At 45.8% G+C, this 18,285-nt stretch carries 16 protein-coding genes; 7 read left to right on the top strand and 9 right to left on the bottom strand.

What is annotated here, in order from left to right:
- The first annotated feature begins 42 nt into the window (after window positions 1-42).
- Window positions 43-888 (top strand): endonuclease/exonuclease/phosphatase family protein, encoded by an 846-nt coding sequence (locus VER99_RS10550; RefSeq protein ID WP_020335133.1) that lies wholly within the window; start codon window positions 43-45, stop codon window positions 886-888.
- Here VER99_RS10550 and VER99_RS10545 read toward each other — a convergent pair.
- The 3 genes from VER99_RS10545 to gloB all read right to left on the bottom strand — a co-directional run bounded on the left by VER99_RS10545 (window position 885) and on the right by gloB (window position 4,159).
- Entirely contained in the window at window positions 885-1,571 is a 687-nt protein-coding gene (locus VER99_RS10545) for a YIP1 family protein (protein ID WP_020335132.1), read from the bottom strand. The two genes, VER99_RS10550 and VER99_RS10545, sit on opposite strands and share 4 nt — an antisense overlap.
- Window positions 1,568-3,148, bottom strand: a complete 1,581-nt coding sequence (locus tag VER99_RS10540) for a lytic transglycosylase (RefSeq protein WP_020335131.1) — start codon at window positions 3,146-3,148, stop codon at window positions 1,568-1,570. Before VER99_RS10540 ends, VER99_RS10545 begins: the two co-directional genes overlap by 4 nt.
- A gap of 252 nt (window positions 3,149-3,400) precedes the next feature.
- Window positions 3,401-4,159: a hydroxyacylglutathione hydrolase gene (gloB, locus tag VER99_RS10535; RefSeq protein ID WP_020335130.1), complete on the bottom strand. Its 759-nt coding sequence runs from the start codon at window positions 4,157-4,159 to the stop codon at window positions 3,401-3,403.
- A gap of 37 nt (window positions 4,160-4,196) precedes the next feature.
- Here gloB and VER99_RS10530 point away from each other — a divergent pair, with 37 nt between their 5' ends.
- Window positions 4,197-4,952: a class I SAM-dependent methyltransferase gene (locus VER99_RS10530; protein WP_014232741.1), complete on the top strand. Its 756-nt coding sequence runs from the start codon at window positions 4,197-4,199 to the stop codon at window positions 4,950-4,952.
- Here the strand turns inward: VER99_RS10530 and rnhA are convergent.
- Complete coding sequence (rnhA, locus tag VER99_RS10525) at window positions 4,949-5,413, bottom strand: ribonuclease HI (protein ID WP_020335128.1); 465 nt, start codon at window positions 5,411-5,413, stop codon at window positions 4,949-4,951. The genes VER99_RS10530 and rnhA overlap by 4 nt on opposite strands.
- A gap of 59 nt (window positions 5,414-5,472) precedes the next feature.
- Here rnhA and dnaQ point away from each other — a divergent pair, with 59 nt between their 5' ends.
- Window positions 5,473-6,195, top strand: a complete 723-nt coding sequence (dnaQ, locus tag VER99_RS10520) for a DNA polymerase III subunit epsilon (RefSeq protein ID WP_014232739.1) — start codon at window positions 5,473-5,475, stop codon at window positions 6,193-6,195.
- 8 nt (window positions 6,196-6,203) lie between these two features.
- The gene (locus VER99_RS10515) at window positions 6,204-7,454 is read left to right on the top strand and encodes a TIGR03503 family protein (protein ID WP_020335127.1); all 1,251 of its coding nucleotides are present in this window, start codon (window positions 6,204-6,206) and stop codon (window positions 7,452-7,454) included.
- A 91-nt stretch (window positions 7,455-7,545) separates the two neighbouring features.
- Here VER99_RS10515 and VER99_RS10510 read toward each other — a convergent pair whose 3' ends face one another.
- On the bottom strand, window positions 7,546-9,309 hold the full coding sequence (locus tag VER99_RS10510; protein ID WP_020335126.1) for a SulP family inorganic anion transporter: 1,764 nt from the start codon (window positions 9,307-9,309) through the stop codon (window positions 7,546-7,548).
- Between the two features lie 184 nt (window positions 9,310-9,493).
- Window positions 9,494-11,938, bottom strand: a complete 2,445-nt coding sequence (fadE, locus tag VER99_RS10505; protein ID WP_020335125.1) for an acyl-CoA dehydrogenase FadE — start codon at window positions 11,936-11,938, stop codon at window positions 9,494-9,496.
- Window positions 11,939-12,294: 356 nt separating this feature from the next.
- On the opposite strand from fadE, the gene lpcA reads away from it, so the two are divergent.
- Window positions 12,295-12,870, top strand: a complete 576-nt coding sequence (gene lpcA / locus VER99_RS10500; protein ID WP_014232735.1) for a D-sedoheptulose 7-phosphate isomerase — start codon at window positions 12,295-12,297, stop codon at window positions 12,868-12,870.
- A 56-nt stretch (window positions 12,871-12,926) separates the two neighbouring features.
- Entirely contained in the window at window positions 12,927-13,772 is an 846-nt protein-coding gene (locus VER99_RS10495; RefSeq protein ID WP_020335124.1) for a class II glutamine amidotransferase, read from the top strand.
- A gap of 78 nt (window positions 13,773-13,850) precedes the next feature.
- Here VER99_RS10495 and purN read toward each other — a convergent pair whose 3' ends face one another.
- Together purN and purM are read right to left on the bottom strand one after the other, a co-directional pair.
- On the bottom strand, window positions 13,851-14,498 hold the full coding sequence (purN, locus tag VER99_RS10490; RefSeq protein WP_014232733.1) for a phosphoribosylglycinamide formyltransferase: 648 nt from the start codon (window positions 14,496-14,498) through the stop codon (window positions 13,851-13,853).
- A 175-nt stretch (window positions 14,499-14,673) separates the two neighbouring features.
- On the bottom strand, window positions 14,674-15,714 hold the full coding sequence (purM, locus tag VER99_RS10485) for a phosphoribosylformylglycinamidine cyclo-ligase (protein ID WP_014232732.1): 1,041 nt from the start codon (window positions 15,712-15,714) through the stop codon (window positions 14,674-14,676).
- Window positions 15,715-15,894: 180 nt separating this feature from the next.
- On the opposite strand from purM, the gene upp reads away from it, so the two are divergent.
- The gene (gene upp / locus VER99_RS10480) at window positions 15,895-16,521 is read left to right on the top strand and encodes a uracil phosphoribosyltransferase (protein WP_014232731.1); all 627 of its coding nucleotides are present in this window, start codon (window positions 15,895-15,897) and stop codon (window positions 16,519-16,521) included.
- Between the two features lie 95 nt (window positions 16,522-16,616).
- Here the strand turns inward: upp and VER99_RS10475 are convergent, their stop codons facing one another.
- Entirely contained in the window at window positions 16,617-17,870 is a 1,254-nt protein-coding gene (locus tag VER99_RS10475; protein ID WP_014232730.1) for a uracil-xanthine permease family protein, read from the bottom strand.
- Window positions 17,871-18,285 lie beyond the last annotated feature (415 nt).

The following is an 18,285-nucleotide window of genomic DNA, read 5'->3' as shown; positions in this document are numbered from 1 at the left end:
CAGTAACCGTCAGTCAAGTTAAACACATTCAGGTACGCCTTTATGCTTAAGCGTTTCGTCCTAGCAGTAGTCTTTTTTTTCATGGCAGTTGTACTTGGCTTTCAAGTCATTTTCACGGTTCCTGACCACCCACAAATTATCACCCAAACCGGTGATGAAATTACTGAAGATATTCAATGCATCGAGTTTAATGATTCGCAAGTGTTAGATGAACAGGGTGAGCTCAATGTGTTGATTTGGAATATTTACAAGCAAAGCAAAGACAATTGGCAAAGTGCACTTAATGCGCTTTCAACGGACAAGCAATTGTTATTACTTCAAGAAGCCAGCATGACTGAGCCATTCAAACAGTGGCTGGTGGACGGAAACTGGATGAGCAATCAAGTAAGTGCGTTTAAAGCTTTGGGCAGTGGTGCTGGTGTGATTAACATTGCGCAAAGGTTGCCTCAGAAAGCCTGTGCGTATACTTCCACAGAACCTTGGCTTCGTTTACCAAAATCCGCACTCTACAGTCAGTATCGTTTGAGTAATGGCAATACGCTTGCGGTCGTAAATATACACGCGATTAATTTCACTGTTGGAACGGAAGAATACCACTCTCAAATAGCGGCTTTGGAGGAATTACTAACGCAACACTCCGGGCCTATTATATTTGCTGGTGATTTTAACAGTTGGAATGAATATCGTCTCGAAGCCATGAAGCAGGCGTTACAGAAGGCAAACTTACAAGAAGTGTCGTTTTCACCGGATCATCGAACCCAGTTTATTACTGGTCAGCGTCTCGATCATGTGTTTTATCGAGGGCTTGTGCTCAAAAACGCGAAAGCGCCGCAGAGCGACGCTTCCGATCATAATCCATTACTGGTCTCGTTTACTTTGGACGACTAACTCACGACGATATAAAGCGCCCAAATGACGTAAAACATCACCCAAGGTAGGCTAGCGATAACCAAAGCTTGCCCACGTTCAAACTCGGTCCAGGTCAAGACAACACCGTAACCTAAAACGATGTACCAAGGTAACAGCAGTGGCAGTGAACTTGCGAAGTGAGACCACTCATTGGTTAGCGGCAGTTTCAGCAAGCCGTTGAGGCTGTTGAGATCTGCTGCGTAAGTCATCACTTCGCCATGGTTGAGTATTAAGCTCGCGTAGCTTGCCACATCACCAAGTACCGCTGGGAATAATATTGCACAAGCGGCAGCGAACCACTTCCAATAACCGTATTGCTGTTTGCTGGCTTTCGTCGCAAGGAAGAACCAAAATGCGAGCAGAAGCAGGGTAGCAAATCGGTTAACCACATCATTGATGATCGCGCTCGCCATTAACGTGTTTGGTTCCAACAAGTCGATCTGTTGAGGATTGATTTGTTGCAGCTGTGGGGTGAGCTGCTCACTCAACCAAGTAAAGTCTACGTTAGAGAAATACGCTCCCCAGAACAGAAACGGGCTGACCATCAAAATAATAAAGAGTTGCCAGCCCCAACCACCACGTTGGTATAACGCCAAAAAGCATGAAGTAGGTGAACGAAATACATCCAACAACATCACAAGCGGATTGCTTGATGGTTTCATACACTTACCTTAGTGACGTCAACGTACAGCTTAAGCTTTTGACCTGGTTGTAGGTATTTTTTCTGTTGGAGAGAATTCCATTTCACAATGTCAGTACTCTTCACTTTAAACTTGCTTGCGATACCGCTGATCGTGTCGCCAGAACGAACATTGTAGAATACCGTACGAATGACTGAGTCATCGGCCGATTTCTTCCAAATGACGATCTTTTGGCCTTTTCTTAATGTGTCTTTTGGTCCCATGCCATTCCATTTAGCAAGAGATTTGTACGACACGTTATTGTCACGAGCAATTGACCACAAGCTTTCACCAGATTGAACTACGTGCGTCAGTTTAAGCTGGCCGCGCGCTGTAGATTGCGTTTTGCTCAAACGGTTGCTCGCCGATAACGCGTATTTCGAGTCATCTTTCGTCGATGTTGGGATCAGCAGGTGTTGGCCGATGCGAATATTATCACTCGACAAGCCATTTGCTCGGCGAATTACTTTCGTCGTTGTGCCATATTTACGTGCCAAAACACCGAGCGAGTCACCCGATTTTACCTTGTAGCGAGCAACTTTAACGCCTTTGCCACGGTTCTCTGCTACCTGAGCAAGGAACGCATCCTTCTTTTCGATCGGGATCAGCAGTTTTTGTGGACCATTTGGCGATGTAGACCACTGGTTGTAAGCTGGGTTGTAGCTTTGCAGCTCTTTGACACCGATGCCGGCATAATCAGCTGCAATCGCGAGATCGAGTTGCTCTTTAGGATCTACGAGTGCTAATACCGGTTTGTTAGGGATAGCAGGAATGTTAAGACCATACTTATCCTGATTTGCGACCACATCAGCAAGCGCTAAGAGTTTAGGCAAGTAGCTGCTGGTCTCTTTAGGTAAATCCAAAGAGAAAAAGTCAATCGGCTTACCAAGGCTCTTATTTTTGCGAATAGCTCTGGATACACGACCGCCACCGCTGTTGTAGGCTGCGATAGCGTGTTCCCAGTTACCATCAAATTGCTTGTTTAGTTGGACTAAGTAGTCTAATGCAGCTTCTGTCGAGGCCGCTACATCGCGACGTCCGTCATACCAGTAATTTTGTTCAAGGCCCATCATTTTTCCGGTACCCGGAACAAATTGCCAAAGGCCTGCTGCACTACCATGTGAGTAGGCAAAGGCATCGAACGAGCTTTCAACTACTGGCAACAAAGCCAGTTCCATCGGTAAACCTCGTTTTTCAATCTGTTCAGCGATCATGTACAGAAATGGTTCTGCACGTTGTGACACTGTTTTAAGATGGTTTGGGTGTTTTAGATACCAGGTACGGTAGTAATCCACCTTTTTATTGTGCGGGATGTCCATTTCAAGCTGCATAGCAATACGTTGCCATACATCTTCTTGTTCCTGAGGAGAAAGCACCTTTGGCGTCTCTTTGACAGCATCTGTCAAAGATTGCTTACTTTTTGCTTGTTCCTTAGCTGCTTTTTGTTTAGCCGCTAGCTCTGATTTGTTGGTCTCTGGTGTTGACGTTGTTGAATCTGGAGAGGTCATCTGACAACCAGAAAGCAATAACGCCAAAGCCAAACTGTACTTCAAACGCATGGATTCAGCCTATTTAGGGCCTTTTTATCTTCTCCAGCCTGTCGCGTAGCAAGCGCTACGTGGCAATCGCAAGATAATAGACATATTTCTTTAAACACTAATAAATGAGGTTAAAACCTCTGAATATGCAATGGGTCGACATAAAATTAGATTTATATTCTACCCAAAACGCAGAGAAGCGCCGAAAGCGCCTCTCTGAAAAATCAATCCATGATAATACTGGGGTCTTGTAAACTTACAAGTAAAAATTGGTTAAAATTCGTTCTTCCACACTCTTAATGCGGTAAAAACAGAGCATGGATCGTCATTTTTTATGCGATTCGTCACAGACTTAATGACTTCTGGGTGATTAGTGCGCAAAAATGGATTGATCCATTTCTCTTGACGTAACGTGGTTGGAAGGGTAGGGATGTTCAGTGCACGTAGTCGGTTTACATCATCGCGGTACTGGCGAAGCTTCTCATTGTCTGGCTCGACAGCAAGCGCGAACGCGACGTTGCTGGCAGTGTACTCATGCGCGCAATAGACTTGGGTTTCATCAGGAAGCGCAGCGATTTTGCTCAGTGAATCAAACATTTGTTCTGCTGTGCCTTCAAAAATACGACCGCACCCTGCAGAAAATAGCACATCACCGCAAAACAATTTGCCATCACCAACATAGCCTATATGACCTAGCGTGTGACCTGGTAAACCCATCACCATAAAGATTTCGCCGAACAGCTCTAGTTTGTCACCTTCTTCCATTGGTACGGTTAGCGTTGGGATAGGCTCTGCTTTAGGGCCAACAACGGTAACATCAGGAAATGCACGGACTAAATCTGGAACGCCACCAATGTGATCATTGTGGTGGTGCGTAATCATAATCGCTTCTAAAGTTAACTCGTTAGCTTGTAAGTATTCCAATACAGGCTTTGCATCACCCGGATCAACAACGGCACAACGTTTATCGCTATTTTGTATTAGCCAGATGTAATTATCATTAAATGCGGGTATGCTTTTGATCTCTAACACGATTCGTTCTCCGTCACCCATTATAGTTAGGTGGTTAATGAAACCAGCACTCAGCAACAAAACTATACCACACCCGTCGACTTGGTCCGATCTGAATAATGGACCTTGGGTGCTTGAGTCAATCCAAACTCGGTTTGATGAGTGGTGTCCGAAACTCTTCGGTTACCACATGCTCAAACTGGGCGGGTTGAGCTGTGAGCTAACCAGCAGTAATTGTAACATTCAACACCAAGTCAACGTAGATATCCAGAACCCGTTGCATAATGTCGTTGCGGATGGTTACGAATTACCCTTTTTGGAAAAAAGCTTTGATGTGGCAATTCTGGCTCATCAGCTAGACTACGCACGTGATCCTCACCGTCTATTAAGAGAAGTGGACAGAGTGATGATGGATGATGGCTACCTGATCATTACTGGTTTTAATCCATTTAGCTTTACTGGCTTGGCGAGTCTGTTCCCGTGGCGTAAAAACAATTTGCCTTGGAGTGGCCGAATGTTCTCATCGAATCGTGTTCAGGACTGGCTGGGGCTGCTTAACTATCAGGTGATTCATCGTGATCGCTATGCACTTTTCCCTATGACACGCTACCGCACAATGTGGACTTGGTTTGAAAATAGTTTAGGGGAATGGGCATCGCCAGCGGGCAGTCTGTATTATATCGTTGCCCGTAAACGAACATACCCTCTCAAGCCAATCAAGCCGCACTGGCGTTTAAAGAAAAAGCTCACACCACTTGGGGTTATGAATCGAGAGGGTGCTGGAGTGAAAAAGATGTCGAGCGATAAGCGTTAGGATGCTTGATAGCCAGTGTCTTCTTCAGTCGGGTTTTCCGCTGCTGTTCGGGCTAATTCATCACAGATTTCGTTTTCTCTGTGGCCCGCATGACCTTTTACCCAGTGCCATTCAACTTCATGGCGGGCGGTTTCTTTATCGAGCGCCTGCCATAAATCTGCGTTCTTCACTGGCTTTTTATCCGCTGTTTTCCAACCACGTTTTTTCCAGTTGTGAATCCACTGAGTAATGCCTTGGCGGACATATTGGCTGTCGGTTGTTAATGAGACTTTGCAAGGTTCTTTTAGCGTTTGCAGCGCAACAACTGCAGCGAGCATTTCCATACGGTTGTTGGTCGTTAGGGTGTAGCCTTTAGATAGTGTTTTTTCCACGTCTTTGTAGCGCAGAACGACGCCGTAACCACCCGGTCCAGGGTTACCTAAACAAGATCCGTCAGTGAAAATCTCAACGTGTTTGGTCATATTTTTTGGTACTATTAGCCGAAACATTTATTAAAGCATAGTCTGACACATATAAGCTTATGAATACCAGCAGCAATTCTGAATATAATCGCATTGTGGTTCTCGATACCGAAACCACGGGTATGAACCAAGAAGGCGGTCCTCACTACATGGGGCACCGTATTATTGAGATCGGAGCCGTGGAGATCATTAACCGCAAGTTGACCGGGCGTCACTTTCACGTTTATCTAAAGCCTGATCGTGAAATTCAGGCAGAAGCGGTTGGGGTTCACGGTATTACCGATGAATTCTTAGTTGATAAACCTGAGTACGCCAGTGTGCACCAAGAGTTTATCGACTTCATCAAAGGGGCCGAGCTGGTTGCCCACAACGCGCCCTTCGATACCGGCTTTATGGACTACGAGTTTGAAATGCTCGATCCGAATATCGGTAAAACAGATGATTTCTGTAAGGTAACCGATACCCTTGCCATGGCGAAGAAGATCTTCCCGGGCAAGCGAAATAACCTCGATATCTTATGTGAACGTTACGGCATTGATAACTCGCACCGTACACTCCACGGGGCTTTGCTCGATGCGGAGATTCTGGCTGACGTTTACCTATTGATGACTGGTGGGCAAACAAGCCTTGAGTTTAACGCCAACAAGCAAGAAGGAGGCGTAGAAAGCGTTCGCCGGGTCGAGGGAAGAAAAGCGCTAAAGGTTTTGCGAGCAAGTGCCGATGAAATAGATGCGCACCAGAAAAGGTTAGAGCTGGTGAACGACAGTATTTGGCTTCAATAGGAGAAACTATGCTCAGGGCTTTGTCGGTTGCTATCCTGGCAATCTGGAGTTGTCTTGCGAGTGCCGCGAGTGAATCTACGATGTCTTTGTTAGATAATCGCTTTCGTGTCGATCCTAGTATCGAGCAAATCACATTTCTGGTCCATCGTGAGCAAAGTTCTCAACCCGTTGTCTTAGTTCGTCCTGACGGTAAAAAATACTATGCTTGGGGCTCCTACGATAATATTCGCTGGTATCAGGAGCCTGCACTGGATATTGTCTCGATCGATCAGCCGATGCCGGGTCCATGGCAAGCGGTGGGTAAAGTCACGCCTAAGAACAACATTCGTTTAATTTCTCATTTGAAGTTAAGCACTGACGCTTTTCCGAATCATCTCTATCACGGTGAAGCACTCAAATTTACCTCACGACTGACTTCAGACGACAAGCCTCTGGTGTTAAGAGATTTTCTCGACCGAGTTAATTTACAGGTCACCTTTACCAAGTTTGTTGAAAACGAAGATGAGCTGATTAACGAGGAGCGACCAGTTCCATTAGTGATTGGTGATTTCCAGGATGACGGCCGAGATTTGGATGAGCAAGCTGGTGACGGTGTATTCACCGTTCAGCTGCCAATTGAAGTTCAACCGGGAAAATATCGTGCACGTATTGTCTCTGGGAATGGCGTCTTCTTGCGTGCTGAAGAGCAGGTAGTGCTTGTATATCCGAATCCTATTTCTCGTACCTTTATTCAATCTCGTGAACAAAACCAACCTCATCAGCTGGTGGTCAGTGGCGAGCAAGGCATGATTGCGCCTGGTTCACTCCTGGTAAGTGTGGAAAAAAGTGCGCCCGATGGTTTTAAGAGTTATGGCCAAGGTCAAGTTTCTCAAGACGGTCTGAAAGCGACATTGAATTTGGATAATGACCCTGAGCTAGGTAAATACTCTTGGCAAGGCGTTATCTTTGCGACGGATTTTGCCACTCAACGTCCTCTGATTTTCCCAATTCAGGAGCAGACATTCAGTGTCGTTGATGACGTTGATTTGGAGGCCGCGCGTAAAGCCAAAGAAGCCGAACTTGCCGAGCAGCACCGAATCGAGACAGAAAAGCGCATCCTTGCTGAACGAGAAGCAGAACGTAAGCGTAGTCTACTAATGATCGCGGTAGGTAACGTCGTGATGTTAATTATCGGTATCTTAGTTTGGCTGATATGGCGCAAGCTAAAAGCTAAAAGAGAAGCCATTCCTGAAATGCAGCTGCAAATGCCAAAGAATTAGAATAAGCGGAACCGATTGGTTCCGCTTTTGGTTTGGTCATGGTCAGCATTGACGATCTCAAGCTAATTGGACTGAATTAATCTCGCCAGTACTAAGCCACTTCGGGAATCGGCTTCGGAGTTTGTTCCAAATCGGGTTCTTTTTGTACGGCTGGAACTTGCCCTTCACCCACAGCGCTGATGTAGCATCCGCTGAGTTTGATGGCGAGATACATATCGGCACGCAATAAGATGCCTCCATCGCTGGTGCTGATGCCCGTTAGATCACACCATTGGCGTAAGCGGCGTTTTCGACCAGCAAGAATCAATCGTATGCCGCGTTTTTTCAGCATTTCATGAAGATCTGACAGGGTTGCCATCACGCTTAAATCAAGGTGAGTAAAGCTGGATACGGCGTCTACCACTACGCAACTGACGTCTTTTGTATGTTCTGCTTGTTCCAATACCCGGCGTTTAAAATAAGGGGCGTTAAAATACGTCAGTGGCGAGTTAAACCGGTAAATCACCATCCCTGGTATCGGAGTTGCTTTACCTGTGCCATCGACAGTTCGTATTGTGCCTTTCTCATCCAAACCAAGGATTTGATCGCTCGGGCGCATGACAATCCGCAAAAATTGAAATAGCCCCAACAGCACCGCTAGTGTAATCCCCGGAATCACCCCAATAACCAATACGGATACGAAGGTGATGCCTGCTAGGTTGAAGGCATCTTTGTCGCGCTGGCGTAATGTCCATATCGCTTTGAGGTCGAGTAACGATAATGAAGCGATGATCAATACTACGCCAAGTGAAGCGATAGGGATAAACTGTAAAGGCTCATAAATAAAGATCGCGATGACCGCAATAGTCAGTGCGGCAATAATAGAGACCAACTGTGATTTGCCGCCATTGGCATCGTTGACTGCCGTCCGAGAGTCGGCACCACTGATAGCAAAACCTTGTGAAAATGCCGACGCTATATTGGCAAATCCTAATGCTCTGAATTCTTTGTTTGCATCAATGTCATAGCCATTTTTTGCTGCGAAGCTACGTGCGGTGAGCATCATGCTTACAAAGCTGACAATAGCAAGGTTCAATGCAGGGACCACCAGTTCACGCACTTCACCGAGTTCAAACTTTGGTGCTTGAAATTGAGGGAACCCACCCTGAGTAATGCCCACCACCGACACACCCATGTCTTGTAAATGGAGTAGCCAAACCGAGCCTGTTGTAACCAGTATTGCGAGCATCGCTGCTGGCCAAGCGGGGCGAAAACGTTTGGTGACCAGATAAACGACGACAGTGGCAATACTTAACGAGACGGTAGGCCAGTGAACTTCGGTTAAGCGTTGAGGCGCTTCCCATAAACGTTCCAATAGGTAGCGCTGTTCGTATCTCCAGCCGACAACTTTAGCGAATTGGCTGACAATGATGGTCAGTGCAACACCGTTAAGTAATCCAAGCAGAATAGGGCGGGAGAGAAAATCCGCAAAAATCCCTAATTTAAATCGGCTCGCCACGACACACCAAATGCCCGTCATGGCTGTCATGGTCATCACTAACTGCCAGTGTTTGGTTGGGTCGCCAGCTGCAAGCGGAGTGACAACAGCAGCAATCACCGCACAGGTAGCGGCATCAGGGCCAACAATGAGTTGTCGAGAAGTCCCCATCAAGGCATAAACCAACATCGGCAACACACATGAATAGAGGCCGACAACAGCAGAAACACCGGTTAGTTGTGCATAAGCGATGGCGACAGGTAAGGCGACGGCAACGACAGAAAAAGCGGCTCGAAAGTCATTAGTGAACCATTCACGTTGATAATGCTTAAGCTGAACGAGGCCAGGGAACCACTGCGAGAATAATTTTTTGGCCACAGATGCACCCCCTAAAAAATGGTTTATTTACAGTAAAGTATACATCGTTCTGTTATTGCGTCCGTGAGCTATTTATCACTCATCAGCGCACAAGCCGCATATCGCTATCAATCTAGGAACAGTACAAACAAAAAACCGAGAGCCATTTGGCTCTCGGTTTTCTTATTACTACGATGTTATTGTCTTAGGCGACGCTGTCCATGTGAGGATAATTCGGCTTTGCCGCCAATTGCTCTGGCTCAAAGTCATCGACATTAATGGTATCTAAACGGTGCTGCTCCGCTTCTCTGAGAAGTTCCGCTTCTTCCTGACTAATAATGCCTTGCTCTAGCCCTTCTTCCGCAATCATATCCAGACGTAAGAACGGACGACGTTTGCCTTGCGCTTTACACACTTTGTCGAATACTGGCTCGGCTTGAAGAATCACAGACAATGCTAATTCAATCTTACCTGCCGGGTTATGTTCTGTTGGTGCCAGATACTGACCACGACCAATGCGCGAACGCGTTGCGCTAGGTGTTTGCAAAATACGCGCGACTTTGCTGTCGAGCTTGTCGCTTGGCGCTTTGCGTACACGACCAAACGGCATGATTAATACGCGCAGCGTGCGAGCAATGACTTTGTTCGGGAAGTTAGCCAAAAACTCATCAACGGCGGTTTCTGCTTGCTTCAAGCTGTCTTGCAGAGCCCAGTGAACCAAAGGTAAATCTTCAACTGGACGGCCATCTTGTTCAAAGCGTTTTAGCGCTGCTGAACTTAAGTAAAGTTGGCTAAGGATGTCACCAAGACGAGCAGATAAACGCTCTTTACGTTTCAATGAGCCGCCAAGCACTGCCATCGAAATATCAGACAGAAGTGCTAAGTTAGCGCTGTAACGGTTAAGTTGTTGGTAGTAACGTTTGGTCGCGTCTTTGGTTGGCGCGGATGAACCCAAACCATCACTCAAGCCAAACCAAATACTGCGTACAAGGTTACTCATGGTGAAGCTCACGTGACCTGCCAGTGCCTTATCAAATTTTTCGACGGCATCACTTGCATCAGAGTAGGCCGCGTTCATCTCTTCGAGTACGTATGGGTGACAACGAATGGCACCCTGACCAAAGATGATCATTGAGCGAGTCAGAATATTTGCACCTTCTACGGTCACCGCAATAGGTGAACCTTGGTAGCCACGAGCGAGGAAGTTTGACGGACCAATACAGATGCCTTTACCACCGACAATATCCATGGCATCAATGATGCTCTGTTGACCACGGTGGGTACAGTGGTACTTCACGATGGCAGAAATAACAGACGGTTTCTCGCCAAGGTCGATACCAGCAACTGTTAAGTTGCTCGCAGCATCCATTACGTAGGCGTTACCACCAATACGTGCCAAAGGCTCTTCGATGCCTTCCATGTGGCCGATAGGCTGTTTGAACTGACGACGAATACGCGAGTATGCGCCGGTTGCCAGTGCAGCTGTTTTAATGCCACCCGTTGAGTTTGAAGGAAGTGTGATACCACGACCAACCGATAGACACTCAACTAGCATTCGCCATCCTTGGCCTGCCATCTTCTCACCACCGATAATGAAATCGATAGGAACGAAGATATCTTTACCGCGTGTTGGGCCATTCTGGAAAGGGACGTTAAGAGGGAAGTGACGATTTCCGATTTCAACGCCTTTAACATTGGTTGGGATCAGTGCACATGTGATACCCAAGTCTTCTTTATCACCTAGCAGTCCTTGTGGATCGCGCAGTTTAAATGCAAGACCCAGAACAGTTGCCACAGGAGCAAGCGTGATGTAACGCTTATTCCAGGTCAGGCGCATGCCGAGTACTTCTTTGCCTTCCCATTGACCTTTACACACCACACCATAGTCTGGGATAGAGCCCGCATCGGAACCCGCTTCTGGGCTGGTTAAAGCAAAACATGGGATCTCTTTACCTTCTGCCAGTCGAGGTAAATAGTAATCTTTTTGCTCTTCTGTACCGTAATGTTGCAGTAGCTCGCCCGGACCCAGAGAGTTAGGTACGCCAACGGTAGAAGAAAGCACGCCAGAAACACCGGTCAGCTTTTGCAATACCAGTGATTGCGCGTAAGCAGAAAACTCCAGACCGCCGTATTTTTTCTTGATGATCATGGCAAAGAATTTGTGGTCTTTTAGGTATTGCCAGACTTCTGGTGGCAAATCCGCAAGCTCATGCGTTACCTGAAAGTCGTTGACCATGGCACAGACTTCATTAACAGGACCATCAAGGAAAGCCTGCTCTTCCGCACTCAGCTTAGGAGCCTGAATCGCATGCAGCTTTTTCCATTCAGGTTTACCCTTAAATAATTCTGCTTCCCACCAGACCGTACCTGCATCTAAGGCTTCTTTCTCGGTTTGAGACATCGCCGGAAGGACTTTTTTGAAAACAGCTAAAGCCTTACGACTGATAAGAGATTGACGAATACCTGATACAGCAAATACGGCGATGGCAAGGATGTAAATAGCCCAGCCAATAAAGCCTGCAGAACCAGCGATGGTCAGCACTAACATGGCAGCAGTTAGAAGGCTGACGGATTTTACGAGTGACATTCGGTGATAGAGCGTAATGCCTAAGACGATTGTCATCGCAACGATTGAAAGCAAGATGTCCATATATGTTTTCCTTTTCAGACGTTATAAGTGTTGTGCGTCTGTATTCTGATAAGAGGTCTAACCAGTTCTTGTAATTGTAATCAGAATATTAACAAAATGTAAAACTTGGTTTTGGGTAAAAAGTGATCTAAGTAGAGTAAAAATTCTAAAAGTGCGATTTTGGTGCTGTTTTCTTGAGCAAGTTACTAAGTTTATTACTTCTACCAATCCAAATCTGTTGGTTCGCTATCGACACTAATTCTCGTTTGTGGGTAAACTCTCTGTAACGAAATGTCTGGTGTCAGATTGGCAACAGAACCATTTGCCAAGGTAATGTGATTGCATACCAAGGGCCGAAATAATAAAGAGAACGTCTTATGTACCAAGATCTGATTAAAAGTGAGTTAAACGAAGCTGCTGAAGTGCTCAACAAATTTTTAAGCGATGACCATAACATTGCTCAAATTGAAGCCGCTGCGAAATTGATTGCTGATTCTTTTAAACAAGAAGGCAAGGTGCTGTCATGTGGTAATGGTGGTTCACACTGTGATGCAATGCATTTCGCTGAAGAGCTGACAGGTCGTTACCGTGATAACCGTCCGGGTTATGCTGGTATTGCGATTTCTGACCCAAGCCACCTTTCTTGTGTGAGTAACGATTTTGGTTACGACTTTGTCTTTTCTCGCTATGTTGAAGCAGTCGGTCGTAAAGGCGATGTGCTGTTTGGTTTATCGACATCTGGTAACTCAGGCAATATTCTTAAAGCCATTGAAGCCGCGAAAGCAAAAGGCATGAAGACCATTGCACTGACAGGTAAAGACGGTGGTAAAATGGCAGGTTTGGCAGACGTTGAAATTCGTGTGCCTCATTTTGGCTACGCTGATCGTATTCAGGAAGTACATATTAAAATTATTCACATCGTCATTCAGTTGATTGAAAAAGAGATGGAATAATTAGGACGGCAGTTCCTGTTTAAGGTTGGTATTTTAGGTAAGGAGTTCTTTAAACCATGTGTGAATTGCTCGGCATGAGCGCCAACGTTCCAACGGATATTTGTTTCAGTTTTACTGGGCTGATGCAGCGTGGAGGCCGAACTGGCCCGCACCGTGATGGGTGGGGAATCACTTTCTATGAAGGTAAAGGATTTCGGACGTTTAAAGATCCGAAGCCAAGCTGCGATTCAAAAATTGCGGAACTGGTTCAGAACTACCCAATCAAAAGCCGCGCTGTAGTCAGTCATATTCGACAGGCTAATCGTGGCGGAGTCAACCTGGAAAATACGCATCCATTTACGCGTGAGTTGTGGGGTAAGTATTGGACATTTGCTCACAATGGTCAGTTGTCAGATTATCAGGATTTACATACAGGTCGGCACCGTCCGGTAGGTCAAACTGACAGTGAACTGGCGTTTTGTTGGTTGTTAAAGCAGATGGAAGATCGATACCCAGAGCCTCCAGAGGATATGGCGTCGGTTTTTGTCTATGTTGCGAAGTGCTGTGATCAACTGAAAGATAAGGGCGTATTTAACATGCTGCTGAGTGACGGTGAGTTTGTCATGACGTATTGCACCAATCACCTGTATTGGATTACGCGACGAGCTCCTTTTGGTAAAGCGGCATTACTGGATGAAGATGTTGAAATCAACTTCCAGGAAGAAACAACACCAAATGACGTTGTGTCTGTGATCGCGACTCAGCCGCTGACCGGTAATGAAGCATGGCAGCGAATGAAGCCAGGCGAATATGGTCTGTTTCATTTAGGTGAGTTGGTTGATGGTAATGCAGCAGCGCTGAAAGACGTCGCATTCGCGCCAAAGAAAGTAGCCAGCCAGGCTCCGACGGAACCGTTAGAATAATCAACGCTTTCCAGCAATGAATAAAAAGGCAGTCATTACGACTGCCTTTTTTGATTTGGTTGAGTTTGCCGAAGAGCGTTACTCTTCTTCAGCGGCTGCATAGCCGTGAGCACCAAGCTCTTGGCCATCTAACCACGCTTTGCCGTCTTGCATCTTTAATCTGTCTTCAACCAGCCATTTGGTGACGATTGGATAGATAGTGTGCTCTTGAGTTTGAACTCGAGCTGCAAGGGTAGCTGCATCATCATCTTCAAATACAGGTACTTTTGCCTGCAGAACAACCGGACCACCGTCAAGCTCTTCCGTTACGAAGTGAACACTGGTGCCGTGCTCTTTATCTTTCGCGTCAATCGCACGTTGGTGAGTATGCAGCCCAGGGTATTTTGGCAACAGTGAAGGGTGAATATTGATCATCTTACCCATGTAGTGTTGCACAAATTCGCTGCTGAGAATGCGCATGTAACCAGCCAATACGATGACATCTGGTTGATACTGGTCGATTTGCTTCATCAATTCTGCATCAAATGCTTCACGAGACTCAAATGCTTTTGGGTCGACAAAATGGCCTTCAACATTAAATTGTTTCGCGCGCTCCAATCCGTAAGCGTCCGCTTTATTTGAGAAAACGGCAGCGACTTGCGCGTTAGGCATATTTGCTTCACACGCTTCCAATATCGCTTGTAGGTTACTGCCACTACCAGAAATTAGGACCACTATATTTTTCATGATGTTGAGACTGCCTTACTACTGTAGGTTTTTTAAATTATATCAATGCTAGCAAGAATGATTATCTCATTACGGAATTGATATCACCTACTATTGAAATGGTTTTCGAGTTCCAGATAGCAAAATGAGGACATAGCGTCCTCATTCTTTTTACTTTTTGAGCAAGAATCGCAAGTTATTTGATTTCAACTTGTTCTTCATTTGCTTCCGCTTGAGCGATTTCACCAATCACCCATGCGTTTTCGCCTTCTTCTTGCAGAAGTGCAACCGCTGCTTCTGCTTGATCTTTAGGAAGAGCAACGATTAGACCAACACCACAGTTAAATGTACGGTACATTTCGTGTGTTTCAACGTTACCTTTCTCTTGTAGCCATTGGAAAATCACAGGCCATTCCCAGCTGTTACCGTCGATCACTGCTTTAGTGCCTTCTGGTAGAACGCGTGGGATATTTTCCCAGAAACCACCACCTGTGATGTGAGAAATTGCATGAATGTCGTGCTTCTCAATCATTTTAAGTGCTGATTTGATGTAAATCTTAGTTGGTTCTAGAAGATGCTCGCCGATAGTGCGACCTTCTAGCATTTCGTTTTTGTCTGCGCCAGATACTTCAAGGATCTTGCGAACCAAAGAGTAACCGTTTGAGTGAGGGCCGCTTGAACCTACTGCGATAAGAGCATCACCTGCCGCTACTTTCGTACCGTCGATGACTTCTTCTTTTTCTACCACACCTACACAGAAACCAGCTACGTCGTAGTCTTCACCTTCGTACATGCCTGGCATTTCAGCAGTTTCGCCACCGATTAGGGCACAACCTGCTTGCACACAGCCGTCTGCAATACCAGATACAACGTCAGCCGCTGTATCGACATCTAGCTTGCCTGTCGCGTAGTAATCTAGGAAGAACAATGGCTCTGCGCCTTGCACGATAAGATCGTTTACACACATCGCAACTAAGTCGATACCGATAGTGTCGTGCTTGTTCATATCCAGTGCGAGGCGAAGTTTTGTACCTACACCGTCAGTACCAGAAACCAATACAGGTTGTTTGTATTTCGTCGGCAATTCGCATAAAGCGCCAAAACCACCGATACCACCCATCACTTCAGGGCGACGAGTACGTTTTACCGCACCTTTAATACGATCTACAAGCGCGTTGCCTGCATCAATATCAACACCAGCGTCTTTATAGCTAAGAGAAGAGTTATTACCACTCACAGGGAAGTCCTCGGTATTTAAGTTGGATATGAAAACGGCGCTATTCTACCAGTGCTTAAATACAGATAGCAAACGTTTGCGCAGGTTTTTTTCTTCAGTGATATATCCTGATTTCCTAGCAGAAATCGTGTATAATCTGAAGGTTTGTTTAAATATTGCCTATTATAGCCGGAGATGGACATGAAAGTTGTTGAAGTAAAACACCCTCTAGTAAAACATAAAATTGGTCTAATGCGAGAAGGTGACATCAGCACAAAACGTTTTCGTGAGTTAGCGACCGAAGTCGGTAGCCTACTTACTTACGAAGCGACAGCAGACTTTGAGACAGAGAAAGTTACTATCGAAGGTTGGAACGGTCCGGTAGAAGTTGACCAGATTAAAGGTAAGAAAGTAACGGTTGTGCCAATCCTACGTGCTGGTCTAGGTATGATGGATGGTGTTCTTGAGCATATGCCAAGTGCACGTATCAGTGTGGTAGGTATCTACCGTGATGAAGAAACGCTTGAGCCAGTTCCATACTTTAACAAGCTTGCTTCTAACATTGATGAGCGTATCGCACTGGTTGTTGACCCAATGTTGGCAACTGGCGGTTCTATGATCGCGACGATCGACCTTCTGAAAGAGAAAGGTTGTAACCAAATTAAAGTTCTTGTTTTGGTAGCGGCACCGGAAGGTATCGAAGCGCTAGAAAAAGCACACCCTGATGTTGAGCTATACACAGCGGCAATCGACGAGAAACTAAACGACAAAGGTTACATCGTTCCTGGTCTAGGTGATGCGGGTGATAAGATTTTCGGTACTAAATAAGCGTATAACATAACGCAGATTCAGTTCTGAACAAAAAAAACAAAGGCTTGGTTATTACCAAGCCTTTTTTGTATGTGTCGAATTGAACCTACGAATTAGTTCGCTTTGTCTTCTTCGATCTGAGCGTTATCTACAACGTGGTTTTCGCCTAGGTCGTGTGGAAGAACCAGGTTCAGAATGATTGCCACGATACCGCACAAGCTAACGCCTTGTAGGCTGAATTCACCAATGCCGAAAGCCATGCCACCAATACCAAATACTAGCGTAACAGCAACGATAACCAGGTTACGAGACTTGTGTAGATCAACGTGGTTTTTGATCAGCGTGTTCAGGCCTACAGTAGCGATAGAACCAAACAGTAGAATCATGATGCCACCCATTACAGGAACAGGGATGGTCTGAAGGATAGCGCCTAGCTTGCCAACCAAAGCCAGAACAATAGCGGTCACTGCTGCCCATGTCATGATCTTCGGATTGAATGCTTTCGTCAGCATTACCGCGCCAGTTACTTCGCTGTAAGTCGTATTTGGTGGCGCGCCAACCATTGCCGCTGCCATCGTCGCTACCCCGTCACCCGCGATAGTACGGTGTAGACCTGGCTTTTTAAGGTAATCTTTGCCTGTCACGTTAGAAATAGCCAGCATGTCACCTACGTGTTCTACAGCAGGAGCAATCGCAACCGGAATCATGAACAGAATCGCGTTGATATTGAATTCTGGCGTGGTGAAGTTTGGCAATGAAAGCCAAGCTGCTTGAGCGACAGGGGTAAAATCAACAACGCCATAGGCAAGAGACACGGAGTAGCCTGCCAAGATACCACCAACAATTGGTACTAGCTTTAAGAAGCCTTTCGCAAACACGCTCAGTGCAATAGTTGTTAATAGTGAAACGGCAGAGATCATGATCGCTGCATCACCATTGACTAGTTGAGCAGCGCCGTCACCTGTTTTACCAATCGCCATGTTAACGGCTGTTGGAGCCAAGCCCAGGCCGATTACCATAATCACTGGGCCAACAACCACAGGTGGCAGAATCTTATGAATAAAGCCTACGCCACGAACTTTAATCGCTGCGCCCAGGGCAATATAAACCATACCTGCTGCCATTAAGCCGCCCATAGTTGCACCGATACCCCATGTTTGGATACCGAACATAATAGGAGCAATAAACGCAAAAGAAGAAGCAAGGAAAATTGGGACAGAACGTTTAGTGATTAATTGGAAGAGGAGGGTACCAACACCAGCGCCGAAGAGTGCTACGTTTGGATCGAGGCCAGTTAGAAGTGGCACGAGTACCAAAGCACCAAAAGCGACAAAGAGCATCTGAGCGCCTTGTAACGCATTTTTCATAATCATTTCCTATTTAAAGATACGCAGACAAATCCGGCGAATAGTACCACTCGGCAAACGTTTGCGACAATGATCAGATCAAACTTTTCGATGATTTTAAGTGGTTAAAATATGCTTTTAGAGCGGTTTTCTTACAAAAGTGCCTGTTTTACGAGCTAAAGTTCATATTTTGTTAGATGAATTGCAAAGAAAAAGATGTAATCGCCTGCTACTCACAAGGTCAGGCTTAATGTTGGAGATGGGATTTTCTTCTATCTAGTTAGCCCGGGGAACTCAGTTTTTGTATACGCATATAGATTGATAAGAATAAGGGTGACTCATTAATTGACACTGAATACTGCGCCGCAATTGACGTAAGTTGCTCAAATTTTAGGCTATTTTCTTGTGGCTCGCCTTGCTCAAGGTTTGATAGTTG

Source organism: Vibrio natriegens NBRC 15636 = ATCC 14048 = DSM 759, from assembly GCF_035621455.1.
Classification (GTDB): domain Bacteria; phylum Pseudomonadota; class Gammaproteobacteria; order Enterobacterales; family Vibrionaceae; genus Vibrio; species Vibrio natriegens.
The sequence above is the reverse complement of the archived record's forward strand: the minus strand, read 5'-3'. Positions and strand labels throughout refer to the sequence as shown.

Excerpts from the sequence above, each read along its gene's own strand:
- VER99_RS10550 (WP_020335133.1), top strand. The coding sequence starts at position 43 with ATGCTTAAGCGTTTCGTCCTAGCAGTAGTCTTTTTTTTCATGGCAGTT.
- VER99_RS10530 (WP_014232741.1), top strand. The coding sequence starts at position 4,197 with ATGAAACCAGCACTCAGCAACAAAACTATACCACACCCGTCGACTTGG.
- purN (WP_014232733.1), bottom strand. The coding sequence starts at position 14,498 with ATGAAAAATATAGTGGTCCTAATTTCTGGTAGTGGCAGTAACCTACAA.
- VER99_RS10545 (WP_020335132.1), bottom strand. The coding sequence starts at position 1,571 with ATGAAACCATCAAGCAATCCGCTTGTGATGTTGTTGGATGTATTTCGT.
- upp (WP_014232731.1), top strand. The coding sequence starts at position 15,895 with ATGAAAGTTGTTGAAGTAAAACACCCTCTAGTAAAACATAAAATTGGT.
- lpcA (WP_014232735.1), top strand. The coding sequence starts at position 12,295 with ATGTACCAAGATCTGATTAAAAGTGAGTTAAACGAAGCTGCTGAAGTG.
- VER99_RS10475 (WP_014232730.1), bottom strand. The coding sequence starts at position 17,870 with ATGAAAAATGCGTTACAAGGCGCTCAGATGCTCTTTGTCGCTTTTGGT.
- fadE (WP_020335125.1), bottom strand. The coding sequence starts at position 11,938 with ATGGACATCTTGCTTTCAATCGTTGCGATGACAATCGTCTTAGGCATT.
- dnaQ (WP_014232739.1), top strand. The coding sequence starts at position 5,473 with ATGAATACCAGCAGCAATTCTGAATATAATCGCATTGTGGTTCTCGAT.
- VER99_RS10540 (WP_020335131.1), bottom strand. The coding sequence starts at position 3,148 with ATGCGTTTGAAGTACAGTTTGGCTTTGGCGTTATTGCTTTCTGGTTGT.
- VER99_RS10515 (WP_020335127.1), top strand. The coding sequence starts at position 6,204 with ATGCTCAGGGCTTTGTCGGTTGCTATCCTGGCAATCTGGAGTTGTCTT.
- VER99_RS10495 (WP_020335124.1), top strand. The coding sequence starts at position 12,927 with ATGTGTGAATTGCTCGGCATGAGCGCCAACGTTCCAACGGATATTTGT.
- rnhA (WP_020335128.1), bottom strand. The coding sequence starts at position 5,413 with ATGACCAAACACGTTGAGATTTTCACTGACGGATCTTGTTTAGGTAAC.